We start from the raw sequence: 24,761 nt of genomic DNA, 5'->3' as shown, positions 1-24,761 counted from the left end.
TGGGTGAGAGCTGTTTTGCTAGCACTCAGCTTGTAACAGGCGTTGTTTCCGAAGCATTCGCTCAAGGGCTGGTTCGGGACTGACTGCACTTTGTGAACTGGCCGTAAATATCGGCGCATCAGACGAGTGGTTACTCTGTTGCTGCGCTCGCTTCAGGCCTCATGTCACCTGCGCTTGTTACAATCACGAACCTTCCAATCGTTGCGAAAGCCCCGTAGGACGGCCTCGCGTCCTGATGAATTGCGTTGGTCAGGGCCGGCAATCTGCCGTTTGTCCTCTGTCCAGGCCGCTTTTGGCGGCGTTCGCGACTATAGCAGCAATGATTAAGTGCTTCAATTCCATAAAAAATTGTTATCATTCGCGGCATGACGACTACTGCCCCCTCGACTCCAAGCGTACAACTGCTTGAGGTCTCGCCGGAATATGCCGGCCAACGTATTGATAACTTCCTTCTTGCTCGGCTCAAAGGCGTGCCCAAGACCTTGATTTATCGCATTTTGCGTAAAGGCGAAGTGCGAGTGAACAAAGGTCGGATCAAGCCCGAGTACAAGCTGCAGGCGGGCGACATTGTGCGCGTGCCGCCGGTGCGTGTGCCGGAGCGCGACGAGCCTGTGCCATTGGCGCAAGGTTTGTTGCAGCGCCTCGAGGCCTCGATTGTTTTCGAAGACAAGGCGCTGATCGTGATCAACAAGCCCGCCGGGATTGCTGTGCACGGTGGTAGCGGCCTGAACTACGGGGTGATCGAAGCCTTTCGTCAATTGCGCCCGGACGCCAAGGAGCTGGAGCTGGTTCATCGGCTGGACCGCGATACCTCCGGTCTGCTGATGATCGCGAAGAAGCGCAGCATGCTGCGCCATCTGCACGCCGCCTTGCGTGGCGATGGTGTTGACAAGCGCTACATGGCGCTGGTTCGCGGCAATTGGGCTACTTCCATCAAGAGCGTTCGAGCGCCGTTGCAGAAGAGTAATCTGCGTTCCGGCGAGCGAATGGTGGAAGTGGACGAGGAGGGCAAGGAAGCGCTGACCCTGTTCAAGGTGCTGCGCCGCTTTGGCGACTTCGCAACCATGGTCGAAGCCAAGCCTGTGACCGGCCGTACTCACCAGATTCGCGTCCATACCCTGCACGCCGGTCATTGTATCGCCGGCGATACCAAGTACGGCGACGAGGGCTTCTCCAAGGAAATTCGTGATCTGGGTGGCAAGCGCCTGTTCCTGCACGCTTACATGCTCACCGTACCGCTGCCTGATGGTGGCGAGTTGAAGCTTCAGGCTCCTGTCGATGAAATGTGGGCCAAGACCGTGGAGCGCCTGAGTGTCGCACCCTGAGTACAAGCTGCTGATCTTCGATTGGGATGGCACGCTTGCTGATTCCATTGGTCGGATTGTCGAGGCGATGCATGTGGCGTCGCAGCGGTCCGGTTTTCAGTTGCGCGATGATTTTGCCGTCAAAGGCATTATAGGTCTGGGGTTGCCGGAAGCGATTCGCACCCTGTACCCGAAGATCGGCGATGACGAGCTAGTGGCGTTTCGTCAGCACTATGCGGATCACTACATCGCGTCGGAGGCCGTGCCTTCGCCGTTGTTTGAGGGTGTGGTCGAGTCGCTTGCGGCGTTTCGTGCTGAGGGTTATCACCTGGCTGTGGCAACCGGCAAAGCGCGTCGCGGGCTGGACCGCGTGCTCAAGTCCCATGGCTGGGAAGATTATTTTGATATCACTCGCGCCGCCGATGAAACCGCCAGCAAGCCGCACCCGTTGATGCTCGAGCAGATTCTGGCCCATTGCGACGTCCGCCCGGAGCAGGCGTTGATGGTGGGGGATTCGTCGTTCGATCTGCAGATGGCGCGCAACGCCGGGATGGATTCGGTTGCCGTCAGCTATGGTGCTCAGTCGATGGAAGCCTTGCGCGTGTTCGAGCCGCGCCTGGCCATTGATCATTTTTCGCAATTGCACGCCTGGCTGGGTCAGCGGGCCAATTAAGTTTTTGCCGGGGTGGATGGAATGACCGACGAATGGAAAGCGCCAGCCAAGGCCAGTGCTGAAGGCGGCGACGACAAGAGCTGGAAGCTGCTTGAGAAAACCCTGCTGGCTGGTGTGCAGGAGCAGCGTCGTTCGCGGCGTTGGGGGATATTCTTCAAGCTGCTGACCTTTGTTTACCTGTTTATCGCGCTGATTCTCTTTACGCCGCTGATGGATATTGAAAAAAGCGCGACTCGCGGGTCGGGCTACACCGCGTTGATCGAAGTCACCGGGATGATTGCCGACAAGGAGTCGGCCAGTGCTGACAACATTGTCGGCGGTTTGCGCGCGGCGTTCGAAGATCCGAAGGTCAAGGGCATCGTGCTGCGAATCAACAGTCCGGGCGGCAGTCCGGTGCAATCGGGTTATGTCTACGATGAGATTGGCCGTCTGCGTGCCCTGCATCCGGGTATCAAGGTTTATGCGGTGATTTCCGATCTCGGTGCTTCGGGGGCTTACTACATCGCGAGTGCGGCAGACCAGATCTACGCCGACAAGGCCAGTCTGGTGGGCTCAATTGGCGTGACGGCGGCCGGTTACGGGTTTGTCGGCACCATGGAGAAGCTCGGTGTCGAGCGTCGGACCTACACGTCGGGCGAGCATAAGTCGTTCCTCGATCCTTTCCAGCCGCAAAAGCCTGAAGAGACCAGGTTCTGGCAGGGTGTACTGGATACCACTCACCAGCAATTCATCGCCAGCGTCAAAAAAGGCCGTGGCGATCGCCTGAAAGACAAGGAACATCCAGAGTTGTTCTCCGGGCTGGTCTGGTCGGGCGAGCAGGCGCTGCCATTGGGCTTGATCGATGGTCTGGGCAGTGCCAGTTCGGTGGCGCGTGACGTGATCGGCGAGAAAGAGCTGGTCGACTTCACGATTCAAGAGTCGACGTTCGACCGCTTCTCGAAGAGGCTCGGCGCCAGCGTGGCTGAACAGTTGGCCATGTGGATGGGTTTTCAAGGCCCGGCATTGCGATAAATCTCTTTGATGCAAAAAAAGAACCGGCCTTCGTGGCCGGTTTTTTTAAGTCAAAAGATCGCAGCCTTCGGCAGCTCCTACGGTTGTACGCGATCCCATGTAGGCGCTGCCGAAGGCTGCGATCTTTTGATCTTCAGGGGATCTGCACGCCTTCTGCCAGCAGCATATCCACCAGGCGAATCAGCGGCAGGCCGACCAGGCTGGTGGCGTCCGGGCCTTCGGTGCGTTGAAACAGGCTCACGCCCAATCCTTCGGCCTTGAAGCTGCCAGCGCAGTCGTAGGGCTGTTCGGCGTGCAGATAGCGTTCAATGCTCGCCTGATCCAGTGTGCGCATGTGTACGGTGAAGGGGATGCAGTCGAGCTGGCAGTGGCCAGTCTGGCTGTTGAGCACTGCCAGGCCGGTCAGGAAGGTCACGCTGGCGCCACTGGCGGCCAATAATTGCTCGCGAGCCTTCTCGAAAGTGTGGGGTTTGCCAATAACGCGCCCGTCGAGCACGGCGACCTGATCCGAGCCAATAATCAAATGGGCAGTATGGCTGCTGGCCAGAGCCTGGGCTTTTTCATGGGCCAGGCGTTTTACCAGTTCGATGGCCGACTCTCCCGGCTGGTGGCTTTCGTCGATATCCGGTGAGCTGCAGGTAAATGGCAGTTGCAAGCGGGTCAGTAATTCGCGGCGATAGACCGAGCTTGAAGCAAGTAATAAAGGCAGCATGCGGCTCTCCAAAAGTCAGTCGTAAATTCTAGCGGGGCTTCCAAGTGACGGACAGGGCTGAATTTCCTTTGACATGGCTGGGTGCATCCCTATAATGCTGCGCCTATGTTGAATGACCCGATTCCACCTCACGTTGACCCGCGCAAATTGGCTGATCGTGGCACCACCCTTCAAGGTGAAATGCTGCTAGCCGATTTGGAGAGACTCTGCGACCCGCTTTCCGACACTGTCGGTACGGTGCAGGCTAAATTCGTTTTTGAGCGAGATGAACGTAAATCTGTGGTGATCCACAGTTTTATCGACACCGAAGTCAAAATGGTTTGCCAGCGTTGTCTTGAGCTGGTCACCCTGCCGATTCACAGCGAATGCAGTTATGCTGTGGTGAAGGAGGGTGCGAATACCCAGTCGTTGCCGAAAGGTTATGACGTGCTGGAACTGGGCGAAGATCCTTTGGATCTGCAGTCACTGATCGAGGAGGAGCTTTTGCTCGCCTTGCCCATTGTGCCTGCTCATCATCCGGAAGAATGCCAGCAGCCGGCGGGTCTCGATGAGCCCGAACCGAGCGAGGACGAGGTAACGCGGTCCAACCCGTTCAGTGTATTGGCGCAGTTAAAGCGTGACCCAAACGTTTAGGAGTTAATCAATTATGGCTGTTCAGCAGAACAAAAAATCCCGCTCCGCCCGTGACATGCGTCGTTCGCACGATGCTCTCGAGGCAAGCACCCTGTCCGTAGAAAAGACCACTGGTGAAGTTCACCTGCGTCACCACGTATCGCCAGAAGGCGTATACCGTGGCCGTAAAGTGATCGACAAGGGCGCTGACGAGTAATCCTTGTCCGCTCAAGTCATCGCGATTGACGCAATGGGCGGGGACTTCGGTCCCCGCAGCATTGTTCAGGCCAGCCTTGCTTGCCTGTCTGCTACGCCCTCGCTGCACCTGACCCTCGTCGGTCAACCCTCCCTTTTAGAAGAATTGATTGCCAGCCAGTCGGCTGTGGATCGCGCGCGCCTGACCATTGCGCCGGCCAGCGACGTCATTGGCATGGACGAAAAACCTTCCCAGGCCTTGCGTGGCAAACCGGACTCCTCGATGCGGGTTGCGCTTGAGCTGTTGCGCGATGGCAAGGTTCAGGCGTGTGTCAGTGCTGGCAATACCGGCGCACTGATGGCGTTGTCGCGTTATGTGCTCAAGACCTTGCCGGGTATCGATCGGCCGGCCATGGTGGCGGCGATCCCGACACAGCGCGGTTTTTGCCAGTTGCTCGATCTGGGGGCGAATGTCGATTGCAGTGCCGAGCACCTGTTCCAGTTCGCGGTGATGGGGTCGGTGGCGGCAGAAGCCTTGGGTATTGCTCGTCCGAAGGTCGCGTTGCTGAACATCGGCACGGAAGATATCAAGGGCAATCAACAGGTCAAGCTGGCGGCCACGCTCCTTCAAAACGCTCGCGGTCTGAATTACATCGGCTTCGTCGAGGGGGATGGCTTGTACCGTGGCGAGGCTGATGTGGTGGTCTGCGACGGTTTTGTCGGCAATATCCTGCTTAAATCCAGCGAAGGATTGGCGACCATGATTGCCGGGCGGATCGAGGCGTTGTTCAAGCGGAACCTGGCATCGAGAATGGTCGGGGCTTTGGCGTTGCCGCTGATGAGGCGCTTGCAGGCCGATCTGGCGCCTGCGCGACATAATGGCGCAAGCTTCCTCGGTTTGCAGGGGATCGTCGTTAAAAGTCACGGTTCGGCCGGTGTGCAGGGTTTTCAGAGTGCCATTCAGCGCGCCTTGATCGAGATTCAGGAGAACCTGCCGCAGCGGCTTCACGGTCGCCTCGAGGATTTGTTGCTTTAGGCATTTTCGCTCGACAATGCTTAAATGTGACCGCTCAGTTCAATTAGCCATCCAACTGTCAGTTTCTTGCGTCCAGCCGTACAGGACGTTAATTCTCCGACGACAAGATCATTAGGGGCTTGTTACATGTCTGCTTCCCTCGCATTCGTCTTTCCAGGACAGGGTTCGCAGTCCCTCGGCATGCTGGCCGAGTTGGGCGCACAACATCCGTTGATCCTCGAAACGTTCAAAGAAGCTTCCGATGCTCTGGGTTACGACCTGTGGGCACTGACCCAGCAAGGGCCGGAAGAGCAACTCAATCAAACCGACAAAACCCAACCGGCGATTCTCACCGCTTCGATTGCCCTGTGGCGTCTGTGGCTGGCTGAGGGCGGTGCGCGTCCGGCTTACGTTGCCGGTCATAGCCTGGGTGAGTACAGCGCGTTGGTCGCGGCCGGCAGCCTGAGTCTGGGCGACGCTGTGAAGCTGGTAGAGCGTCGCGGTCAGCTGATGCAAGAAGCGGTGCCGGCCGGGCAGGGCGGTATGGCCGCCATTCTCGGGCTGGACGACGCTGATGTGCTGGCTGCTTGTGCCGAAGCGGCGCAAGGGGATGTGGTCAGTGCGGTCAACTTCAACTCGCCGGGCCAGGTGGTGATCGCGGGTGCCAAGGCCGCTGTCGAGCGCGCCATCGAAGGTTGCAAGTCGCGTGGTGCCAAGCGCGCCATGCCGCTGCCGGTCAGCGTGCCGTCGCACTGCGAGCTGATGCGCCCGGCTGCCGAGCGTTTCGCCGAGTCGATTGCTGCGATCAACTGGCAGGCTCCGCAAATCCCGCTGGTACAGAACGTCAGTGCTGATGTGGCGCCGGATCTGGAAACCCTCACGCGCGATCTGCTCGAGCAGCTCTACAAGCCGGTTCGCTGGGTTGAGTCGGTCCAGGCGCTGGCCGCCAAAGGCGCTACTCAACTGGTTGAATGCGGTCCGGGCAAAGTCCTGGCTGGCCTGAACAAGCGCTGCGCCGAAGGCGTGTCGACCTCTAACCTGAACACCCCGGATGCTTTCGCTGCTGCTCGTGCAGCGTTGGCCTGAACTTAGGAGAAGCCTGCATGAGTCTGCAAGGTAAAGTTGCACTGGTTACCGGCGCGAGCCGTGGTATTGGCCAGGCTATCGCACTGGAACTGGGTCGTCAGGGCGCTATCGTGGTGGGTACCGCGACTTCCGCTTCGGGCGCTGAGCGCATCGCGGCAACCCTGAAAGAAAACGGCATTCAAGGCACTGGCCTTGAGCTCAATGTCACCAGCGACGAGTCCGTAGCGGCCGTGTTGGCAAGCATTCAGGAGCAGTTCGGTGCGCCGGCGATTCTGGTAAATAACGCCGGTATCACCCGCGATAACCTGATGATGCGCATGAAAGATGACGAGTGGCATGACGTCGTCGACACCAATCTGAACAGTCTGTTTCGCCTGTCCAAGGGTGTTTTGCGTGGCATGACCAAGGCGCGTTGGGGTCGAATTATCAGTATTGGTTCGGTTGTGGGTGCCATGGGCAACGCAGGCCAAGTAAACTATGCAGCCGCCAAGGCAGGTCTGGAAGGTTTCAGCCGGGCTCTGGCGCGTGAAGTGGGTTCGCGCTCGATTACGGTCAACTCGGTGGCCCCAGGGTTCATCGATACCGATATGACCCGCGAACTGCCGGAGGCGCAGCGTGAAGCCTTGCAGACGCAAATTCCGCTGGGCCGTCTGGGGCAAGCTCAAGAGATCGCGTCCGTGGTCGCTTTTCTTGCGTCGGACGGTGCGGCTTACGTGACTGGGGCTACAATCCCGGTGAACGGCGGGATGTACATGAGTTAAATGTGACGGATTGCTTCAAAAAAATGTCATACGAGCTGTCTAAAATCCGTTATAAAGCTGCAATCTATTTATAGGCAGAGGGTCGTCAGGGTTTGAGGAGTGAAGCTTTCAGTTGAAAAACTGAAAAGCCTTTCTATACACTTACCCACTGGCCAGCTGCCTGAATTTGTCCATTAGGAGTGAAAACAAGGTATGAGCACCATCGAAGAGCGCGTCAAGAAAATCGTTGCTGAGCAACTGGGCGTTAAAGAAGAAGAAGTCGTGAACACTGCTTCCTTCGTTGAAGACCTGGGTGCCGACTCCCTTGACACCGTTGAGCTGGTGATGGCTCTGGAAGAGGAATTCGAGACCGAAATTCCTGACGAAGAAGCTGAGAAGATCACTACTGTACAAGCTGCCATCGACTACGTTACTAACCATCAAGCGTAATAGTTTGTAGTCGTTGTTAGCTGTCATGGAAAAACCGCACTGCCATCACGGCGTGCGGTTTTTTCTTTAGGCCTGATGCAAAGTCGTCATTTGAAAAAAGGAGAGTGCTGTGTCGCGTAGACGCGTCGTAGTCACCGGTATGGGTATGTTGTCGCCACTGGGCACGGATGTGCCGAGCAGCTGGCAGGGCATTCTGGCTGGCCGCAGTGGCATTGGTCTGATCGAACACACCGACCTTTCTGCCTATTCCACCCGTTTTGGCGGCTCGGTAAAGGGCTTCAATGTCGAGGAATACCTGTCGGTCAAGGAAGCTCGCAAACTCGACCTGTTCATTCAATACGGTCTGGCAGCAGGGTTTCAGGCAGTGCGTAACGCTGGCCTGGAAGTCACCGACGCCAATCGTGAACGCATCGGCGTGGCCATGGGCTCGGGTATTGGCGGTCTGACCAATATCGAAGAAACCAGCCGCACGCTGCATGATTCGGGGCCACGGAGGATTTCTCCGTTTTTCGTGCCGGGCTCGATCATCAATATGATTTCCGGTTTCCTGTCCATCCATTTGGGTGCGCAGGGGCCTAACTATGCCATCGCCACCGCGTGTACCACCGGTACGCACTGCATCGGTATGGCGGCGCGCAACATTGCCTACGGCGAAGCCGACGTGATGATTGCCGGTGGTGCCGAGATGGCCGCTTGCGGTCTTGGTATGGGTGGCTTTGGCGCTGCTCGTGCGTTGTCGACCCGCAATGACGAGCCGACCCGCGCCAGCCGTCCGTGGGACAAGGGCCGTGATGGCTTCGTGCTGTCCGACGGTGCCGGTGCGTTGGTGCTGGAAGAGCTGGAGCACGCCAAGGCGCGTGGTGCGACCATTTACGCCGAGCTGATTGGCTTTGGTACCAGTGGCGATGCCTACCACATGACTTCGCCTCCCGCCGATGGCGCCGGTGCCGCACGTTGCATCACCAATGCCTTGCGCGACGCCAAGATCAATGGCGATCAGGTTCAGTACATCAATGCCCACGGCACATCCACCTCGGCCGGTGACCTCGCCGAAGCCTGTGCGATCAAGTCGGTGTTCGGTGATCACGCCTACAAACTGGCGGTCAGTTCGACCAAGTCCATGACCGGTCACCTGTTGGGTGCAGCTGGCGCCGTCGAGGCGATCTTCAGTGTGCTGGCAATCAACGGCCAGGTGGCGCCACCGACCATCAACCTCGATGAGCCGGATGAAGGTTGCGACCTCGACTTCGTGCCGCACACTGCGCGCGACATGAACATCGATGTGGTGCTGTCCAACTCGTTCGGTTTTGGCGGTACCAATGGCTCGCTGGTGTTCCGCCGGTTCGCCGATTGATGGAAAGCTGGGTCGACGGTCAGCCGGCTGACGCACTGTCGCTAAAAGACCGCGGCCTGGCGTATGGCGATGGTCTGTTCGAGACCATCGGCGTCAAGGGCGGGCAGCCACTGCTGCTGGATCGACATTTGAGTCGCCTGGCCGATGGTTGCTCGCGTTTGGCGATTAACGCGGATCACGCATTGATTCGCAGTGAGCTACTGACGTACGCCGCCGCCCTTGGCGAAGGTGTGCTCAAGCTGATGTTGACCCGTGGCGACAGCCAGCGTGGTTACGCGGCCGATCTTTCGGTGTCGCCGCGACGTATTCTGCAAGGCAATCCTCCCGCTGCTTATCCTGCTGTGCACGCGCAGCAAGGTATTCGGCTGTTTCCCTGCACCACCCGACTTTCCGAGCAGCCGCTACTGGCCGGCCTCAAGCACCTGAATCGTCTCGAGCAAGTCATTGCCCGTTCCGAATGGAAGGATACCGGGCACGCCGAAGGTTTGATGCTGGATCTTCAGGGGCGAGTGATCGAAGGTGTTTTCAGTAACCTGTTCCTGGTGTGTGATGGCGTGTTGTTGACGGCTGATCTGAGACGTTGCGGCGTCGCCGGAGTGATGCGCGCCGAACTCTTGTCCCAGGCCGAGAGGCTGGGGATTGCCACACAGATCACTGACATCAGCCTTGATCAGTTGCAACGGGCTGATGAAGTTTTCGTCTGCAACAGCGTGTACGGCATCTGGCCGGTATGCGCTTATGCTGCACTGAGCTGGCCGGTTGGGTCGCTCACCCGTAAACTGCAAGGCATTGCCCGCGCGCTACTGGATGCTTGATTCGTGAGACGTAAACTCTTGGTGCTGCTGGAAACCGGACTGGTTCTGGCAGGGCTACTGCTGGGCGCTTCGGCCTGGAAGATCAACTCGGCGCTGGAGCAGCCACTCAACATTACTCAGGAAGAGTTACTGGATGTGCTGAGCGGCTCGACACCGTCCGGGACCTTCAATCGCCTCGAAGCCGACGGCGTGCTTCAGGACACCTTTTGGCTGCGGCTGTATTGGCGCTTCAATCTTGCCGCGCAGCCGCTGCACAGCGGTGAATACCGCATGCTGCCGGGCATGAGCGCGCAGGGGTTGATTGGTCTTTGGCAGCGCGGCGAAGTGGTTCAGTACAGTCTAACCCTGGTCGAGGGCTGGAACTTCCGTCAGGTCCGTGCGGCGCTGGCAAAAAATGACAAGCTCGAACAAACCCTTGCGGGGCTGAGCGACAGCGACGTGATGAACAAGCTCGGTCACGCCGGAGTGTTTCCGGAAGGCCGGTTTTTTCCGGATACCTATCGTTTTGTGCGTGGCATGACCGATGCCGATCTGCTGGAAAAAGCCTACGAGCGCCTCGACGACGTCCTTGCGAAAGAGTGGAGTAAGCGTTCTCCTGACGCGCCCTACACCGAACCCTATCAGGCGCTGATCATGGCCTCGCTGGTGGAGAAGGAAACCGGTGTGCCGCAAGAGCGAGGGCAGATTGCCGGGGTGTTCGTGCGGCGCATGCAGATCGGTATGTTGCTGCAAACCGATCCGACCGTGATTTATGGCCTGGGCGAGCGCTACAACGGCAAGTTGACCCGCGCCCATCTGAAAGAACCGACGCCCTACAACACCTATATGATCGCCGGACTGCCGCCGACGCCGATTGCCATGGTCGGCCGTGAAGCGATTCATGCGGCGCTGAATCCGGTGTCCGGCAGCAGTTTGTATTTCGTGGCGCGCGGTGACGGCAGTCACGTGTTCTCCGACGATCTGGATGCCCACAACAGTGCTGTGCGCGAGTTTCAGATCAAACGACGCGCCGATTACCGTTCCAGCCCGGCGCCGGCCAATGGCGCTGCGACGCCTGATACGCAGGCACCGATTGCTCCTGCGTCGCCCGACACCGCTCCAGAGGCGAGGCCGCAACTGCTGCCATCGCAACCGGCTCCAGCTCCGGCACCGAGTGCCGATGAGCCGCAAAGCTCGCAATGACTCTGACTAAGGACTGCCTGTGACTGGTTTGTTTATTACCCTGGAAGGCCCGGAAGGCGCGGGCAAAAGCACCAATCGCGAATACCTGGCCGAGCGTTTGCGGGCCAAGGGTATCGAAGTCGTGTTGACTCGAGAGCCGGGTGGTACGCCGCTGGCCGAGCGAATCCGCGACGTGCTGCTGGCCCCGGTCGACGAAGTCATGAACGCGGATACCGAGCTGTTGCTGGTGTTCGCGGCGCGAGCGCAGCATTTGGCCGCGGTCATTCGCCCGGCGCTGGCGAGGGGGGCGGTGGTGTTGTGCGACCGCTTTACCGATTCGACTTATGCCTATCAGGGTGGTGGTCGCGGATTGTCGCTTGAGCGTATCGCGACCCTGGAAACTTTCGTTCAGGGCGATCTGCGCCCGGACCTGACGCTGGTGTTCGACTTGCCGATTGAAATCGGCATGGCGCGTGCCAGCGCTCGCGGTCGACTGGACCGTTTCGAGCTTGAGGGGCGAGTGTTTTTCGAGGCGGTGCGCGGTGCGTTCTTGAAGCGCGCTGAGGCTGATCCGGCGCGTTACCTGTTGGTGGACGCCTCGCAGCCGTTGGCACAGGTTCAGCAGTCGCTGGATGCCTTGCTGCCGCGTTTGCTGGAGCTGGCCCGTGGCTGAAGCCTATCCGTGGCAAGACAGCCTTTGGCAGCAACTGGCCGGTCGCGCCCAACACGCCCACGCCTATTTGCTCCACGGCCCGATGGGCATCGGTAAGCGTGCCTTGGCCGAGCGTCTGATGGCGCGCCTGTTGTGTCAGCGTCCTGAAGGTCTGGACGCGTGTGGTCAGTGCAAGTCCTGCCTGCTGCTCAAGGCCGGCAGTCACCCGGATAATTACATCCTGGAACCTGAAGAGGCCGACAAGGCGATCAAGGTCGATCAGGTCCGAGAGCTGGTCAGCTTCGTGGTCCAGACCGCGCAGTTGGGCGGGCGCAAGGTGGTGTTGATCGAGCCGGTCGAGTCGATGAACATCAACGCGGCCAACGCCTTGTTGAAAAGTCTCGAAGAACCGTCGGGCGATACGGTGTTGCTGCTGGTCAGTCACCAGACCAGCCGCTTGTTGCCGACCATCAAGAGCCGTTGTGTGCAGCAGGCCTGTCCGTTGCCGAGCGAAGCCATGAGCCTGCAATGGCTGGCCAAGGCCCTGCCCGATTGCGCTGAAGAAGAGCGTATCGAGCTGTTGACCCTGGCCGCGGGTTCTCCGCTGGCGGCGGTGAGCTTGCAGGCTCAGGGCGTGCGCGAGCAGCGTGCGTTGGTGGTTGACGGGGTGAAGAAGTTGCTCAAGCAACAGCAATCGCCGACGCAGTTGGCCGAAAGCTGGAATGCGATCCCGTTACTGCTGTTGTTCGATTGGTTCTGCGACTGGTCGAGCCTGATTCTGCGTTATCAGCTGACTCAGGACGAAGCCGGGCTTGGCCTTGCCGACATGCGCAAGGTTGTGCAATACCTGGCGCAGAAATCTTCGCAAGGCAAAGTCTTGAGCATTCAGGACTGGATTCTCGCCCAGCGGCAAAAAGTTCTGAGCAAAGCCAACCTCAATCGGGTGCTGTTGCTTGAGGCCTTGCTGGTGCAGTGGGTGGGCTTGCCTACCCAAAATTGATCGGTGGCGCCTAGACTCTGGTATTCAGCAGCGGAGGTCAGCATGAACGAATCTGTCAGCCCGGGGCCGCGCAATGGCATCTTGTCCCTGACCATCAAGGAAAAGTCCGTGCTCTATGCGGCTTATATGCCGTTCATCAAGAACGGCGGCCTGTTTATCCCGACCAACAAAAGCTACAAGTTGGGCGACGAGGTATTCATGCTGCTGTACTTGATGGATGAACCGGAAAAAATTCCGGTGGCCGGTAAAGTGACCTGGATTACCCCCAAGGGTGCTCAGGGGAATCGCGCCGCCGGTGTCGGCGTGCAGTTCAATGAAGGCGACGACACCGCCCGAAGCCGAATCGAAACCTATCTGGTCGGAGTCCTGAAGTCTGACCGTCCCACTCATACGATGTAGTTGCAGCCTTTTATGCTCGTAGATTCCCATTGTCACCTTGACCGTCTCGACCTCGCCGCACACGACGGCTCGCTGGATGCGGCGCTTGCCGCCGCTCGTCAGCGCGGGGTGGGGCACTTCCTCTGTATCGGCGTCAGTGTCGACAACGCCAAGGACGTCAAAGCCCTTGCCGAACGTTACGACGACGTTGATTGTTCGGTGGGCGTGCATCCGCTGGATGTTCAGCCAGGCGCTGCGCCAGCGCTGGACTGGCTGCTGCAGGAGCTCAATCACCCGCGGGTGGTGGCGATCGGCGAAACCGGTCTGGACTACCACTACGAGCCAGAAGCCGCTGAGTTGCAGCAGGAGTCCTTCCGTTTGCACCTGCAAGCGGCCCAGCAGACCAGCATGCCGGTGATTGTCCACACCCGTGGCGCCCGGGCCGATACACTGACGTTACTGCGTGAGGCGGCATTGCCGCAGGCCGGGGTGTTGCATTGCTTCACCGAAGACTGGGACATGGCCAAGGCTGCGCTGGATCTGGGGTTCTACATTTCGTTGTCGGGGATCGTGACTTTTCGCAATGCTGACGCCTTGCGTGATGTGGCCCGGCAAGTGCCGGCGGACCGCCTGCTGGTGGAAACCGATTCGCCGTACCTGGCGCCGATCCCTCATCGAGGCAAACCGAACCTTCCGCAGTACGTGCGGGATGTCGCGGAGTTTCTGGCCATGTTGCGTGGCGAATCCTACGAGCGCTTTGCCGAGCAGACTACGGAGAACTTCAAGCGGCTGTTCCCGTTGGCGCACGTCAGGGAGTCTGTGTGATTCCCAAAAGATCGTCCGAACGCGGCCCGAACCTGCGGTAGCTCCTACGGGCTTGCGCCCTTAAATCGCAGGCAAAAAAAACCCGGGTTCTGGGGGGTGAATCCGGGTTAAGACCATTAGGAGTAAAACAAAGGTACGCGGTCCGTTGGTACCTTCATCGGCGCAACACTTGGGGGAGATGCCACGCCGACAGTTCAAGTATTGATCACTATCGCGCCGAGTCCAGTTGGCCCCACCTGTTTCTTAAACATATTTGGAATACAGGCGCTTCGCTTGAGTTCTCACTGCCTGGCGATCGACGCGACGATGGCGACAGTTTCGTCGATCACGCGCTTTTCGGTGTAGAAATGCGGTGAAAAACGAACGCCAGGGCCGCGCGGGATGCAGACCACCTGCTGGGCTTTCAGGGCCTCGTAAACGGTCTGATTATCGATGCCGTCGATACTGAACGAAAAAATCCCCCCGCGCCGGGCTGGATTCAGCGGGCTATGCAGTATGACGCCGGGAATTGCGCTCAGGCCGTCTTGCAGCCATTTCACTCGCTCGGCGATCAGTGCAGCGACTTGCTCCATGCCGACTTCTTCCAATAACGACAGGCTGGCTTCCAGCGCCATCGCCCCGAGCATGTTCGGGCTGCCGCATTCAAAGCGTCGTGCACTCTTGGCCGGTTCCCACTCGGTGCGAGTGTAATCGCCCATGTGTTCGAGCATGTGCCAGCCGAATTCATGCAGTTTCAGCTGTTCACGCAGTTCGCTGCGCACATAGAACACCCCCAGGCCTTCTGGTCCGAGCAGCCATTTGTGGCCGTCTGCCATGGCGAAGTCGCATTGATAGCTCTGGACGTCGAAGGGCAGGGCGCCCAGTTGCTGGATGGCGTCGATGCAGAACAGCACGTTCTGTTGTTTGCAGCCGGCACCCAGGCGTTGCAGGTCGAGGCGCAGACCGCTGGCGAATTGCACCGCGCTCACCGACATCAAGCGGGTGTTAGGTCCGCAGGCTGCCAGCAGGGCGCCTTCCGGATCATCGCCTGTGAGGCTGACCTGAACCACTTCCACGCCTTGTGCAGCCAATGCTTCCCAGACGATGCGATTGGAAGGGAATTCTTCATCGCTGATGACGATCTGGTCACCGCTTTGCCATGGCAGTCCGAAGGCGACAAAGGACAATGCCTCAGAAGTATTTTTGACCAGCGCTACGTCATCCGTCGATGGTGCGTTAAGCAGGCGCATCAGCCGTTCACGCAGCCGTTGTTCAAGTGCCATCCAGTCCGAATAGTCCCGCGCGCCCAGTAAAACGTTCTCTTGAGCGAAGCGTGTCACCGCTGTGGCAGCGCGATTTGGCCAGGGTGCAACGGCCGCATGATTCAAATAACGCAGGCCCGGAGCCTGTACAAATTCATCAAGAAACATAGTCATGGTCGGATGATCCGTGCAATTTGGCGCAAGTTAGGCATAATACGCGGCTTCGAATTTTGACCCCTACAGACCTTTTCTTATGCATAAAGAACCTCGTAAGGTCCGTGAGTTTCGTCGCCGCGAGCAAGAAATTCTCGACACCGCGCTCAAGCTGTTCCTCGAACAAGGTGAAGACAGTGTCACCGTCGAGATGATCGCTGATGCCGTGGGTATCGGCAAAGGCACCATCTACAAGCACTTCAAGTCCAAGGCGGAGATCTATCTGCGCCTGATGCTCGATTACGAGCGTGACTTGAACGAGCTGCTGCACTCTGCCGATGTCGATAAGGATAAGGAAGCCCTGTCACGGGCCTACTTCGAATTTCGCATGCGCGACCCACAACGTTATCGGTTGTTCGATCGCCTCGAAGAGAAGGTGGTCAAGGGCAATCAGGTGCCGGAGATGGTCGAGGAGTTGCACAAGATTCGCGCCTCCAACTTCGAACGCCTGACTTTGTTGATCAAGGGCCGCATCAGCGAAGGCAAGCTTGAAGATGTGCCGCCGTACTTCCACTACTGTGCGTCCTGGGCGCTGGTGCACGGCGCTGTCGCGCTGTATCACTCGCCGTTCTGGAGCAACGTGCTGGAAGATCAGGAAGGTTTCTTCCAGTTCCTGATGGACATCGGCGTGCGCATGGGCAACAAGCGCAAGCGCGATACCGACACGCCGAGCCGCTGAGCCATTCAGTTGCTTTATTGCGCCAGGTTTCTCTACATGGCGCAGTGCCCCAGGAATATACTCAGGCTTAGGTATTGCTAAAACTTGATTTGTGAGTCAAGTTTTAGCGCTTCCGAATCTACTTCCGCCGGAGTGATCCATGATCGTTGACCGACAAGGCAGACGTTTCCGCAATTTGCGGGTTAGTCTGACCTCCGCCTGCAACTACGCCTGTACCTACTGCGTGCCCAATGGCAAGCGACTGGTGGCTGCGCAGGATGAACTGTCGGCCGAGGCCATGGCGCGTGGCGTTGCCTACCTGATCGAAGCCGCGGGCATCGAGCGTTTGCGTATCACGGGTGGCGAGCCGCTGGTGAGCCCGAAGCTGGAAGCCTTCATGACGGCTGTCGGGCAGATGGGCCTTGCCGACATCAGTCTGACCACCAACGGCCAGCTGCTGGCGAAGAAACTGCCCTTGCTGGTGGACGCCGGCATTCGGCGGATCAACGTTTCCCTCGATACCCTGGACGCCAATGCGTTCCGCAGCATTGCGCGTGGTGGCGATCTGGCGACCGTGCTCGACGGCATGGACCAGGCCCGCACCGCGGGCATCAAGATCAAGGTCAATATGGTGCCGTTGCGCGGGCAGAACCTCGATCAAGTGATGCCGTTGCTCGATTATTGCCTGGAGCGCGGTTATGAATTGCGCTTCATCGAGCTGATGCGCATGGGCCATCTGGCCAGCGATTCGAACGCATTCCTGCAGCAGTTTGTCAGCCTCAAGCAGTTGCTGAGCCTGATCGGTGAACGCTACGAGTACCTGCAGGCTGACGCGCCGGTGGATGCTACGGCGGTGCGTTACGAAATTTCGGGGCGCGGCTATTTCGGCGTGATCGCCAATGAAAGCGTACCGTTCTGCCGCACCTGCTCACGCTTGCGTCTGTCCTCCACTGGCTGGCTGCATGGCTGCCTGTCGTCGAGTAACCGCCACTATGTCGGCGACTTGCTGGACAAGCCGCGTCATCAAGCGTTGCCGGCGCTCCAGCGGCTGCTGGTGAAAGCTCTGGGAGACAAGCAGGAAGTGGCATTTTCCGGCGGCGCCACCGTGATGAAAATCATCGGCGGCTAGCCTGGTCTCATCGTGGGTGGCGTTCCGTTTGCCTGCGATAGCAATCTCCTGATCCCCTGACACACCACCGTTCATGAGCTGGCGCGGAAGCTGCATCCTGCGGACATTCGCCGGTTTTCCGTCACCGGCCTCTGGAGGGTAGGATGCGTAGCCTGGTTTTGCTGCTGGCCTTTTTGGCGCTTGGCGGCTGCATGAATGTCAGCGATATGGGCGAAGGGGTTCGCTACCACATGAGCGACGTAGGTCTGCTCGATCACAGTGACAGTCGTCGTGTGAATAATCTGCGCATTCAGCCGGACTCGTTTATCTACATCGCTCAAGGCGCTTTTGCACCGCCGGGTGGTGTCTATCCGCGTCCGAATGTGGTCGCTGAAGAAGCCTTCAACGGCTTCATCGAATATTTCCCGATGGTTCGCCGTGCTCGCGCCCCCGAAGGTCTCGACACTGCCATGGGTGAGGCGCGTGCGGCTGGCGCGCATTACCTGCTCTACACCCGTTTTGCCAAGGCCGACGACCGTATCGGCAACTCGGATGAGTTGCTCGATCAGGGAGCCGTGGATCGCTTGGGGCTCGACAGTGGAGTGATTCAGATCATGCTGATCGAGACCAGCACCCAGTATTTGATCGATACTGCACGAATCAAGAGCCGTGGCGGTTTACTGACGTTCCACGACAACAAGCCAGAAGACCAGATCGCTCAGCCGCTTGCGCAATACGCTCGTAGCCTGCTGGGCATGAGCGATCAGTAATTCACCAGGAGAGCAGCATGAGTGGTCCGCAAAAAGCTAACGATCTGTTGGGGCAAATCCCCAAATCCAAAGGCTTGCCACCGGTCCATTTGTGGAACCCTGACTTTTGCGGCGATATCGACATGCGCATCGCCCGCGACGGTACCTGGTACTACCTGGGTACGCCGATCGGGCGCAAGCCGATGGTTAAGCTGTTCTCCACCATCATTCGCCGCGACGGCGATGATTACTTCCTGATTACTCCAGTCGAGAAGGTCGGAATCAAAGTCGATGACGCGCCGTTTGTGGCGGTTGCGCTGGAGGTTGAAGGCGAGGGCGAAGCCCAGTTGTTGCGCTTCACCACCAATGTTGATGAGCAGGCCGAGGCGGGAGCCGAGCATCCGTTGCGGGTGTTGATTGATCCGCTGACCCAGGAGCCTGCGCCCTACGTGCACGTACGCACCAACCTTGAAGCGCTGATCCATCGCAACGTGTTTTATCAACTGGTCGAACTGGCCGTGACCCGCGAAATCGACGGGCAGCGTTGGTTAGGTGTCTGGAGTGGCGGAGAGTTTTTCCCTATCGGTCTTGAGCCGTAACGCGCTGTGCTTCTGTGCTCTGGAAAATGGCCCGGTATTTGAACCGGGCCATGGCCGACGAGCCCGTCGTTGGCGTCTTTCTCTTTATAAAATAACGTCGACAGCACGATACAGTTGATAGGGGTCGGATCGAGTAGTTGCGGGGTTTGAACGTTCTGCAGGATCCCGCTCCAGGAGTAGTAATACACGCCGTTTTCAATTTCGTTGCCTTCACCGCCCCAGTGTTTCGGCACCCCTTGCGGGTGGCCGCTGATCAATGAAATGAAGGTGCCGACTGCGCTCAACAGCGCCAGTACGAACGCTTCGGGCAACTCTCCGGGCGTCAGTGCCTTATGCAATTGGTCGGCAATCTCGGAGCCGTGATTGGGGTAGCTGACAGAGGTGACCGACGCGACCTTTTCCGGGTGCAGTGCTGCTACATAGCGTGCGGCCAGCGGGCCTTGGCCATGGCCGATCAGATTGACCTTGGCGGCGCCCGTTTCCTGCAAAATGCGGTTGACCTGTTCGAGCAGTTTTTCACCGCGTTCTTGATCTGTCGCGGCTAACCGTAGTTTACAAGGCAGGTTGCTACAAATCGCTTCACCCAGCGCTAGAGTGGTCGCCCCCGCGTAATCATCCCGTTCAACACCGCTAATGTCTGCACCGTCATCAGTTTCTGGGTTAGCAGAAAGCGGAGTAGTCACCTCAGGCGATGCCGGGCGGTCAACCGATCTCGTCGATGAATTCGTCCATGAAGCGCTTCAGGCGTTCATCGCGTAGTTGCGCCAGATGCTTGCCGGTCGGCGTCTGGAAGCCGTTGGCGAGGTGCAACAACTTGGTCTGGAAGTGGTCGAGGCAGAAACGCTTGTCGTCGTACTCGCGGGATGTCGCCGTGGGATCCTGAGGATCATAGAGCGTGCTACCCATGCGTCCGGCGATGTAAAACGTGCGGGCAACGCCGAGCATGCCGAGGGAGTCGAGTCGGTCGGCGTCCTGGAGGATTTGCGCTTCCAGGGTTGTAGGCTGAATATTCGCCGAAAAACTATGGGCCTCGATGGCGTGAGCGACTGCTGCGCTTTTGTGCTTGGGCCAATTCAACTGGTTGAGGATTGCCAAGGCTTTTTCCGCCGCCAGCCTCGATGCCTGAGAACGCAGCGGTGAGTTCTTTTCCACCGCCACGCAGTCGTGCAGTAACACCGCTGCGAGCAGCACTTCAAGGTCACCGCCTTCCTCGGTTTGAATCCGCTGAACGTTGCGCCACACCCGTTGCAAGTGCGACAGATCGTGAGCACCGTCCTCGGACGGCTCCAGCGCATAGGGTAGCAAGGTCGAGGCGAGGGTCTGGAGTGGGGCGAAGGCGGCGAGGTTCATAAAAATCCTTTTGTGCAGAACACTTTTGTGGCGGCGCCCGTAGATTAAGTTTTGAAGAGGCATGTGACGAGCGCTGATCGCCGACATAGTATGGCGGTTTCAACTGTTCACAAGGCGCGTCCATGTCGATCGAAATCCGCCCGGCCACCCCCAGCGATGCGCCACAAATTCTCGCGTTCATCACCGAACTCGCCGACTACGAACGCGCCCGGCATGAAGTCATCGCCAGTGTCGCCGACATCGAGCGCAGCCTGTTCAGTGAAGGCGCCACAGCCCATGGCCTGATCTGCCTGCGCGACGGGTTGCCGATCGGCTTCGCGGTGTTTTTCTTCAGCTACTCGACCTGGCTGGGCAGCAACTGCCTGTACCTCGAAGACCTCTACATCACCCCCGAACAACGCGGTGGCGGCGCCGGTAAACAACTGCTGCGCCACCTCGCAAAAATTGCCTGCGCCAACGACTGCGGCCGCTTCGAATGGAGCGTGCTGGAATGGAACACCCCGGCCATCGACTTTTACAAATCCCTCGGGGCCCAGCCGCAGGAAGAGTGGGTGCGCTATCGCATGGATGGCAATGTGTTGCGTGAGTTTGCCGAAGGCTATTGATCAAAGGTGGTTCAGTTGGCTGAGACCATCGCGAAAAACTTGTAAAAAGTGGCGAGCCGGTTCCTTTGGTCTGGGAGAACACGGCTCGGCGCTCTGCTCGATTGGCTTCAGGTTTTGATCAGACTTTCAACGTCGCCATGTCGATGACGAAGCGGTACTTCACGTCACCGGCGATCATGCGGGTGTAAGCCTCGTTGATCTGGCGGATGTCGAGCATTTCGATGTCACAGGTGATGTTGTGCTCGGCGCAGAAGTCCAGGACTTCCTGGGTTTCGGCGATACCACCAATCAACGAGCCTGCCAGCACCCGGCGACCCAGCACCAGTTTGGCGGCGTGGATGGGTGGATCGATCGGCTCGATCAGGCCGACCAGGATGTGCACGCCGTCGAAGCGCAGCGTATCGAGGTACGGGTTGAGGTCGTGCTGTACCGGAATGGTGTCGAGCAAAAAGTTGAACTGTCCAGCAGCGGCCTTCATCTGCTCGGCGTCGGTGGAGACGATCACGTGGTCCGCGCCCTGGCGGCGACCTTCTTCGGCCTTGCTGGCCGAGCGGGTGAACAGCGTCACTTCAGCACCCATGGCCTTGGCGAATTTGATGCCCATGTGACCAAGGCCGCCCATGCCGAGAATGCCGACTTTGTCGCCAGCCTTCACGCCATAGTGTTTGAGCGGCGAGTAGGTGGTGATGCCCGCGCAGAGAATCGGCGCAGCGCTGGCTGGGTCGAGTTTCTCGGGGATACGTACGACGAAGTGCTCGCTGACTACGATGCTGTCAGAGTAACCGCCCATGGTGTTGCTGCCGTCGACCCGGTCCGGGGTCGCGTAGGTCAAGGTCGGACCTTCGAGGCAATATTGCTCAAGGTCGGCCTGGCAGGCTTCGCAGTGGCGGCACGAATCGACCATGCAACCGACGCCGACCAGATCACCCACCTTGTGGGCGGTGACATTGGCGCCAATGGCGGTGACTTTGCCGACAATCTCATGGCCTGGCATGAGCGGGTAAACCGCGATGCCCCATTCGTTGCGAGCCTGGTGGATGTCGGAATGGCAGACGCCGCAGTAGAGGATTTCGATCGCAACGTCGTCGGCGCGCGGGCTGCGACGTTCGAAGCTCATCGGGGCGAGGGGAGTGGTGGCCGACTGGGCGGCGTAACCGATGGCGGTGTACATGGTGAACCTCGCAAAGCAGTGACGGGTGAGGAGGGCCATTTTCCGCACCGTCCGCTTCACCGGCCATGACGATTCCTCCGCGTCTTATGCCTATTCCTCCGGCATCTTCAGTGAGCTGGTCGCATTGGCGCTCAGACCTGCGATGATGCTTTCATCCCTTTTTGCGTGAAGTTTTTGCCATGCTGTTGACCCGTCATCTCGATGCCAATGCCGCGCTGGTTGCGCTGATTCAGCCGTTGGCGACCCGTGATGGTTTCGTGCCGACGCGCTTGCCTGGCGTGCATGTGCTCAGAGCCAGTTGCGATGTGGCGCGCGGCCCGCAGATCTATGAGCCGAGCCTGATGATCATTGCCCAGGGCAGTAAAGTCGCCTATCTGGGGGCGCGCACTCTGGAATATGGTGCCGGGAATTACCTGATTCAGGCGCTGCCGGTGCCTTTCGAATGCGAAACTTTTGCCATGGCTGATGCGCCATTGCTGGGGATTTCCATTGCCATCGATCGCGCGCTTTTGGGCGAACTGGTGTTGGCCATGGGGCTGGCGTCTGGCCGGAATACACCTGCGCAAACACCCGAATCCATGAGCTCGGCGGTACTCGATGACAGCATGCGCGGCTGTGTGGAGCGCTTGTTGCACTGCCTGCACGATCCGCTGGAGTGTCAGGTCATGGGGCAGGCGCGGTTGCGTGAGTTGCTGTTCGTGGCGTTGCGCGGTCCGCAGGTTGATGTGCTGCGGGCGTTGGTCGAGCAACAGGGGCAATTTGCCCGGATTGCGGCATCCTTGAGTCATTTGCACGCGCACTTTACCGAACCACTGAACGTCGAGACCCTGGCCAGTTGCGCGAACATGAGTACGTCGACTTTTCACGAGCATTTCAAGCGCAGCACCTTGTTGTCGCCGGTGCAGTATTTGAAGCGCTTGCGATTGCTCAAGGCGCAGCAGTTGTTGCTGTCAGAAGGGCTGGGAGTGGCGCAGGTCGCGCATCGTGTGGGGTATCAGAGCACGTCGCAGTTCAGTCGTGAGTACAAACGCTACTTCGAGCGCAACCCGGGGGATGAGCGGGAGGCTTAGATTTCAGGCGCTGCGTGGTCTTTGTAGTCGCTGGCGGTGTCGTTTTCTTCAGGAAACAAAAAGGCCCCCATTTCGGGAGCCTTGATGTTTAGCGAGATGACTTACATGTTCGGGTAAGTCGGGCCGCCAGCACCTTCCGGTGTGACCCAAGTGATGTTCTGCGCAGGGTCCTTGATATCACAGGTCTTGCAGTGCACGCAGTTCTGGGCGTTGATCTGGAAGCGTTTCTCGCCGTCTTCCTTGGTAACCACTTCATACACGCCAGCCGGGCAGTAACGCTGAGCGGGCTCATCGTACAGCGGCAGGTTCTTGCTGATAGGGACGCTCGCGTCGGCCAGCTTCAGGTGGCAAGGCTGTTCTTCTTCGTGGTTGGTACCGGAGATGAACACCGAGCTGAGTTTGTCGAAGCTGAGTTTGCCGTCCGGTTTCGGGTAGTCGATCTTCTTGCAGTCGGCCGCCAGCTTGAGGCAGGCGTAGTCCGGCTTGGTGTCATGCAAGGTGAACGGCAGTTTGCCGCCGAAAATGTTTTGGTCGAGCCAGTTGAAACCGCCGCCGACGATAGCGCCGTACTTGTGGATTGCCGGGCCGAAGTTGCGGCTGGCAAACAGTTCTTCGTAGAGCCAGCTGGCTTTGAACGATTCAACGTAGCTGTTCAGTTCATCGGCGCCTTCGGAACCTGCGAACAGGGCGTCCGCCACGGCGTCAGCGGCGAGCATGCCGGACTTCATAGCGGTGTGGCTACCTTTGATCTTGGCGAAGTTCAGGGTGCCGAGGTCGCAACCGATCAGCGCGCCACCCTTGAAGACCATCTTCGGCAGCGAGTTCAAGCCACCTTTACAGATGGCGCGCGCGCCGTAGCTGATGCGCTTGCCGCCTTCCAGGTACTGCTTGAGCACCGGGTGATGCTTGAGGCGCTGAAACTCGTCGAACGGCGACAGGTAGGTGTTGCTGTAGGACAGATCAACGATCAGACCGACTACCACCTGGTTATTTTCCAGGTGATAGAGGAACGAGCCCCCCGTGTTTTCGGTGCCCATGATGTCCAGCGGCCAACCGGCAGTGTGCACCACCAAGCCAGGTTGATGTTTGGCCGGGTCGATTTCCCAGATTTCCTTCAGACCAATGCCGTAATGCTGGGCGTCGGCATCGGTGTCGAGGTTGAAGCGCTTGATCAGTTGCTTGCCGATGTGGCCACGGCAGCCTTCGGCGAACAGCGTGTACTTGCCACGCAATTCCATGCCGGGGGTGTACAAGCCTTCTTTCGGATTGCCTTCACGGTCGACGCCGAGGTCGCCGGTGATGATCCCGCGAACCACGCCATTTTCGTCGAACAGCGCTTCCTGAGCGGCGAAGCCTGGGTAAATCTCTACGCCCAGGTTCTCGGCCTGCTGGGCCAGCCAGCGGCACAGGTTGCCCAGGGAGATGATGTAGTTGCCTTCGTTGTGCATGGTCTTGGGCACAAAGAGGTCTGGAATCTTGATCGCGCCATCGGCGTTCTTCAGAACGAAGATATCATCGCGAGTAACCGGAGTGTTCAGCGGAGCGCCGAGTTCTTTCCAGTCCGGGAACAATTCGTTCAGGGCCCGAGGCTCGAACACCGCGCCAGACAGAATGTGAGCGCCGACTTCGGAGCCTTTTTCGACCACGCAGACGCTAATTTCCTTACCGGCTTCGGCGGCCTTCTGCTTCAATCGGCAGGCGGCGGAAAGACCAGCGGGGCCGGCACCGACGATGACCACGTCGAATTCCATGTATTCGCGTTCCACAGGTTATCTCCTACTCAAGGCTCAACAGTTTTTTTTCTAATTGGAGGTTTGGTGTCGCATCCATGAACCCCTGCGCAACGCTGGGAGAGGACAATCGATGAACCACCTTTCTCTCTAGGTGGCGCATTATATCTACACCACTCTCAGCGTCCAATACAAACGTTTGTTTGAATTTGCTCCAGGCCAGAGAAATCAAAGAAGCGCGGCTTATGACTGGCCATTTTGGCGTATTGACCGGAATAGGTGTT

28 protein-coding genes are annotated in these 24,761 nt (G+C 58.6%); 22 read left to right on the top strand and 6 right to left on the bottom strand.

Features of this window, described 5'->3' with window-relative positions; genetic code table 11:
* Positions 1 to 365: 365 nt before the first annotated feature.
* From rluC to BLL42_RS05510, 3 genes are read left to right on the top strand one after another with little or no spacing between them, the layout of a single operon-like run.
* On the top strand, positions 366 to 1,325 hold the full coding sequence (gene rluC, locus BLL42_RS05520; protein WP_071551139.1) for a 23S rRNA pseudouridine(955/2504/2580) synthase RluC: 960 nt from the start codon (positions 366 to 368) through the stop codon (positions 1,323 to 1,325).
* Positions 1,312 to 1,977, top strand: coding sequence for an HAD-IA family hydrolase (locus tag BLL42_RS05515; protein WP_071551138.1), 666 nt, complete (start codon positions 1,312 to 1,314; stop codon positions 1,975 to 1,977). Before rluC ends, BLL42_RS05515 begins: the two co-directional genes overlap by 14 nt.
* Before the next feature lie 21 nt (positions 1,978 to 1,998).
* The gene (locus tag BLL42_RS05510; RefSeq protein ID WP_071551137.1) at positions 1,999 to 2,988 is read left to right on the top strand and encodes a S49 family peptidase; all 990 of its coding nucleotides are present in this window, start codon (positions 1,999 to 2,001) and stop codon (positions 2,986 to 2,988) included.
* A 133-nt stretch (positions 2,989 to 3,121) separates the two neighbouring features.
* Here the strand turns inward: BLL42_RS05510 and BLL42_RS05505 are convergent, their stop codons facing one another.
* The gene (locus tag BLL42_RS05505; protein ID WP_071551136.1) at positions 3,122 to 3,700 is read right to left on the bottom strand and encodes a Maf family protein; all 579 of its coding nucleotides are present in this window, start codon (positions 3,698 to 3,700) and stop codon (positions 3,122 to 3,124) included.
* 105 nt (positions 3,701 to 3,805) lie between these two features.
* Between BLL42_RS05505 and BLL42_RS05500 the strand changes: the two genes are divergently transcribed.
* From BLL42_RS05500 to BLL42_RS05440, 13 genes are all read left to right on the top strand, one after another.
* Positions 3,806 to 4,333: a YceD family protein gene (locus tag BLL42_RS05500; protein WP_008152342.1), complete on the top strand. Its 528-nt coding sequence runs from the start codon at positions 3,806 to 3,808 to the stop codon at positions 4,331 to 4,333.
* Positions 4,334 to 4,346: 13 nt separating this feature from the next.
* Positions 4,347 to 4,529 carry a 50S ribosomal protein L32 gene (rpmF, locus tag BLL42_RS05495; protein ID WP_003179396.1) on the top strand — a complete coding sequence of 61 codons (183 nt, stop codon included), beginning with the start codon at positions 4,347 to 4,349 and terminating at the stop codon, positions 4,527 to 4,529.
* A gap of 3 nt (positions 4,530 to 4,532) precedes the next feature.
* On the top strand, positions 4,533 to 5,543 hold the full coding sequence (gene plsX, locus BLL42_RS05490; protein ID WP_071551135.1) for a phosphate acyltransferase PlsX: 1,011 nt from the start codon (positions 4,533 to 4,535) through the stop codon (positions 5,541 to 5,543).
* Between the two features lie 126 nt (positions 5,544 to 5,669).
* On the top strand, positions 5,670 to 6,608 hold the full coding sequence (gene fabD, locus BLL42_RS05485; RefSeq protein ID WP_071551134.1) for an ACP S-malonyltransferase: 939 nt from the start codon (positions 5,670 to 5,672) through the stop codon (positions 6,606 to 6,608).
* 17 nt (positions 6,609 to 6,625) lie between these two features.
* Positions 6,626 to 7,369, top strand: coding sequence for a 3-oxoacyl-ACP reductase FabG (fabG, locus tag BLL42_RS05480; RefSeq protein WP_007942004.1), 744 nt, complete (start codon positions 6,626 to 6,628; stop codon positions 7,367 to 7,369).
* A 192-nt stretch (positions 7,370 to 7,561) separates the two neighbouring features.
* Positions 7,562 to 7,798, top strand: a complete 237-nt coding sequence (acpP, locus tag BLL42_RS05475) for an acyl carrier protein (protein ID WP_003442511.1) — start codon at positions 7,562 to 7,564, stop codon at positions 7,796 to 7,798.
* A gap of 109 nt (positions 7,799 to 7,907) precedes the next feature.
* Positions 7,908 to 9,152: a beta-ketoacyl-ACP synthase II gene (gene fabF, locus BLL42_RS05470; protein ID WP_071551133.1), complete on the top strand. Its 1,245-nt coding sequence runs from the start codon at positions 7,908 to 7,910 to the stop codon at positions 9,150 to 9,152.
* Positions 9,152 to 9,967 carry an aminodeoxychorismate lyase gene (gene pabC / locus BLL42_RS05465; RefSeq protein WP_071551132.1) on the top strand — a complete coding sequence of 272 codons (816 nt, stop codon included), beginning with the start codon at positions 9,152 to 9,154 and terminating at the stop codon, positions 9,965 to 9,967. The genes fabF and pabC overlap by 1 nt, the downstream gene beginning before the upstream one ends.
* A 3-nt stretch (positions 9,968 to 9,970) precedes the next feature.
* Positions 9,971 to 11,149 carry an endolytic transglycosylase MltG gene (gene mltG, locus BLL42_RS05460; protein ID WP_071551131.1) on the top strand — a complete coding sequence of 393 codons (1,179 nt, stop codon included), beginning with the start codon at positions 9,971 to 9,973 and terminating at the stop codon, positions 11,147 to 11,149.
* Positions 11,150 to 11,168: 19 nt separating this feature from the next.
* On the top strand, positions 11,169 to 11,801 hold the full coding sequence (gene tmk, locus BLL42_RS05455) for a dTMP kinase (RefSeq protein ID WP_071551130.1): 633 nt from the start codon (positions 11,169 to 11,171) through the stop codon (positions 11,799 to 11,801).
* On the top strand, positions 11,794 to 12,780 hold the full coding sequence (locus BLL42_RS05450; protein WP_071551129.1) for a DNA polymerase III subunit delta': 987 nt from the start codon (positions 11,794 to 11,796) through the stop codon (positions 12,778 to 12,780). Before tmk ends, BLL42_RS05450 begins: the two co-directional genes overlap by 8 nt.
* 42 nt (positions 12,781 to 12,822) lie before the next feature.
* A complete protein-coding gene (locus BLL42_RS05445; protein WP_071551128.1) occupies positions 12,823 to 13,179 on the top strand; it encodes a PilZ domain-containing protein in 357 nt (118 codons plus the stop codon).
* Between the two features lie 12 nt (positions 13,180 to 13,191).
* Positions 13,192 to 13,983 carry a TatD family hydrolase gene (locus BLL42_RS05440; protein WP_071551127.1) on the top strand — a complete coding sequence of 264 codons (792 nt, stop codon included), beginning with the start codon at positions 13,192 to 13,194 and terminating at the stop codon, positions 13,981 to 13,983.
* A 281-nt stretch (positions 13,984 to 14,264) separates the two neighbouring features.
* Here the strand turns inward: BLL42_RS05440 and BLL42_RS05435 are convergent, their stop codons facing one another.
* Positions 14,265 to 15,398: an aminotransferase class V-fold PLP-dependent enzyme gene (locus BLL42_RS05435; RefSeq protein ID WP_071551126.1), complete on the bottom strand. Its 1,134-nt coding sequence runs from the start codon at positions 15,396 to 15,398 to the stop codon at positions 14,265 to 14,267.
* A gap of 79 nt (positions 15,399 to 15,477) precedes the next feature.
* Here BLL42_RS05435 and BLL42_RS05430 point away from each other — a divergent pair, with 79 nt between their 5' ends.
* From BLL42_RS05430 to BLL42_RS05415, 4 genes are all read left to right on the top strand, one after another.
* The gene (locus tag BLL42_RS05430) at positions 15,478 to 16,116 is read left to right on the top strand and encodes a TetR/AcrR family transcriptional regulator (RefSeq protein ID WP_071551125.1); all 639 of its coding nucleotides are present in this window, start codon (positions 15,478 to 15,480) and stop codon (positions 16,114 to 16,116) included.
* Between the two features lie 139 nt (positions 16,117 to 16,255).
* Entirely contained in the window at positions 16,256 to 17,224 is a 969-nt protein-coding gene (locus tag BLL42_RS05425) for a GTP 3',8-cyclase MoaA (RefSeq protein ID WP_071551124.1), read from the top strand.
* Positions 17,225 to 17,367: 143 nt separating this feature from the next.
* Positions 17,368 to 17,973 carry a DUF4823 domain-containing protein gene (locus tag BLL42_RS05420; RefSeq protein WP_071551123.1) on the top strand — a complete coding sequence of 202 codons (606 nt, stop codon included), beginning with the start codon at positions 17,368 to 17,370 and terminating at the stop codon, positions 17,971 to 17,973.
* Positions 17,974 to 17,990: 17 nt separating this feature from the next.
* Positions 17,991 to 18,551, top strand: coding sequence for a DUF1285 domain-containing protein (locus tag BLL42_RS05415; protein WP_071551122.1), 561 nt, complete (start codon positions 17,991 to 17,993; stop codon positions 18,549 to 18,551).
* Here the strand turns inward: BLL42_RS05415 and BLL42_RS30425 are convergent.
* Entirely contained in the window at positions 18,452 to 19,234 is a 783-nt protein-coding gene (locus BLL42_RS30425) for an esterase/lipase family protein (protein WP_236721970.1), read from the bottom strand. The genes BLL42_RS05415 and BLL42_RS30425 overlap by 100 nt on opposite strands.
* 19 nt (positions 19,235 to 19,253) lie before the next feature.
* On the bottom strand, positions 19,254 to 19,901 hold the full coding sequence (locus tag BLL42_RS05405) for an HD domain-containing protein (RefSeq protein WP_071551121.1): 648 nt from the start codon (positions 19,899 to 19,901) through the stop codon (positions 19,254 to 19,256).
* A gap of 122 nt (positions 19,902 to 20,023) precedes the next feature.
* On the opposite strand from BLL42_RS05405, the gene BLL42_RS05400 reads away from it, so the two are divergent.
* A complete protein-coding gene (locus BLL42_RS05400; protein WP_071551120.1) occupies positions 20,024 to 20,506 on the top strand; it encodes a GNAT family N-acetyltransferase in 483 nt (160 codons plus the stop codon).
* Positions 20,507 to 20,624: 118 nt separating this feature from the next.
* On the opposite strand, the gene BLL42_RS05395 is transcribed toward BLL42_RS05400, so the two are convergent.
* Entirely contained in the window at positions 20,625 to 21,677 is a 1,053-nt protein-coding gene (locus BLL42_RS05395; protein WP_071555705.1) for an NAD(P)-dependent alcohol dehydrogenase, read from the bottom strand.
* Between the two features lie 179 nt (positions 21,678 to 21,856).
* Between BLL42_RS05395 and BLL42_RS05390 the strand changes: the two genes are divergently transcribed.
* Positions 21,857 to 22,747, top strand: a complete 891-nt coding sequence (locus BLL42_RS05390; RefSeq protein WP_071551119.1) for an AraC family transcriptional regulator — start codon at positions 21,857 to 21,859, stop codon at positions 22,745 to 22,747.
* Positions 22,748 to 22,848: 101 nt separating this feature from the next.
* Here BLL42_RS05390 and BLL42_RS05385 read toward each other — a convergent pair whose 3' ends face one another.
* Entirely contained in the window at positions 22,849 to 24,513 is a 1,665-nt protein-coding gene (locus tag BLL42_RS05385; RefSeq protein WP_071551118.1) for an electron transfer flavoprotein-ubiquinone oxidoreductase, read from the bottom strand.
* Between the last annotated feature and the right edge of the window lie 248 nt (positions 24,514 to 24,761).

The sequence above is a fragment of the Pseudomonas frederiksbergensis genome (assembly GCF_001874645.1).
GTDB lineage: Bacteria > Pseudomonadota > Gammaproteobacteria > Pseudomonadales > Pseudomonadaceae > Aquipseudomonas > Aquipseudomonas frederiksbergensis_B.
This window is presented reverse-complemented; position numbering and strand designations above follow the sequence as displayed.

Coding starts and splice junctions, on each gene's coding strand:
- rluC (WP_071551139.1), top strand. CDS start 366: ATGACGACTACTGCCCCCTCGACTCCAAGCGTACAACTGCTTGAGGTC.
- BLL42_RS05510 (WP_071551137.1), top strand. CDS start 1,999: ATGACCGACGAATGGAAAGCGCCAGCCAAGGCCAGTGCTGAAGGCGGC.
- BLL42_RS05505 (WP_071551136.1), bottom strand. CDS start 3,700: ATGCTGCCTTTATTACTTGCTTCAAGCTCGGTCTATCGCCGCGAATTA.
- BLL42_RS05500 (WP_008152342.1), top strand. CDS start 3,806: ATGTTGAATGACCCGATTCCACCTCACGTTGACCCGCGCAAATTGGCT.
- rpmF (WP_003179396.1), top strand. CDS start 4,347: ATGGCTGTTCAGCAGAACAAAAAATCCCGCTCCGCCCGTGACATGCGT.
- fabD (WP_071551134.1), top strand. CDS start 5,670: ATGTCTGCTTCCCTCGCATTCGTCTTTCCAGGACAGGGTTCGCAGTCC.
- fabG (WP_007942004.1), top strand. CDS start 6,626: ATGAGTCTGCAAGGTAAAGTTGCACTGGTTACCGGCGCGAGCCGTGGT.
- acpP (WP_003442511.1), top strand. CDS start 7,562: ATGAGCACCATCGAAGAGCGCGTCAAGAAAATCGTTGCTGAGCAACTG.
- pabC (WP_071551132.1), top strand. CDS start 9,152: ATGGAAAGCTGGGTCGACGGTCAGCCGGCTGACGCACTGTCGCTAAAA.
- BLL42_RS05445 (WP_071551128.1), top strand. CDS start 12,823: ATGAACGAATCTGTCAGCCCGGGGCCGCGCAATGGCATCTTGTCCCTG.
- BLL42_RS05440 (WP_071551127.1), top strand. CDS start 13,192: ATGCTCGTAGATTCCCATTGTCACCTTGACCGTCTCGACCTCGCCGCA.
- BLL42_RS05435 (WP_071551126.1), bottom strand. CDS start 15,398: ATGACTATGTTTCTTGATGAATTTGTACAGGCTCCGGGCCTGCGTTAT.
- BLL42_RS05430 (WP_071551125.1), top strand. CDS start 15,478: ATGCATAAAGAACCTCGTAAGGTCCGTGAGTTTCGTCGCCGCGAGCAA.
- BLL42_RS05425 (WP_071551124.1), top strand. CDS start 16,256: ATGATCGTTGACCGACAAGGCAGACGTTTCCGCAATTTGCGGGTTAGT.
- BLL42_RS05420 (WP_071551123.1), top strand. CDS start 17,368: ATGCGTAGCCTGGTTTTGCTGCTGGCCTTTTTGGCGCTTGGCGGCTGC.
- BLL42_RS05415 (WP_071551122.1), top strand. CDS start 17,991: ATGAGTGGTCCGCAAAAAGCTAACGATCTGTTGGGGCAAATCCCCAAA.
- BLL42_RS05405 (WP_071551121.1), bottom strand. CDS start 19,901: ATGAACCTCGCCGCCTTCGCCCCACTCCAGACCCTCGCCTCGACCTTG.
- BLL42_RS05400 (WP_071551120.1), top strand. CDS start 20,024: ATGTCGATCGAAATCCGCCCGGCCACCCCCAGCGATGCGCCACAAATT.
- BLL42_RS05395 (WP_071555705.1), bottom strand. CDS start 21,677: ATGTACACCGCCATCGGTTACGCCGCCCAGTCGGCCACCACTCCCCTC.
- BLL42_RS05390 (WP_071551119.1), top strand. CDS start 21,857: ATGCTGTTGACCCGTCATCTCGATGCCAATGCCGCGCTGGTTGCGCTG.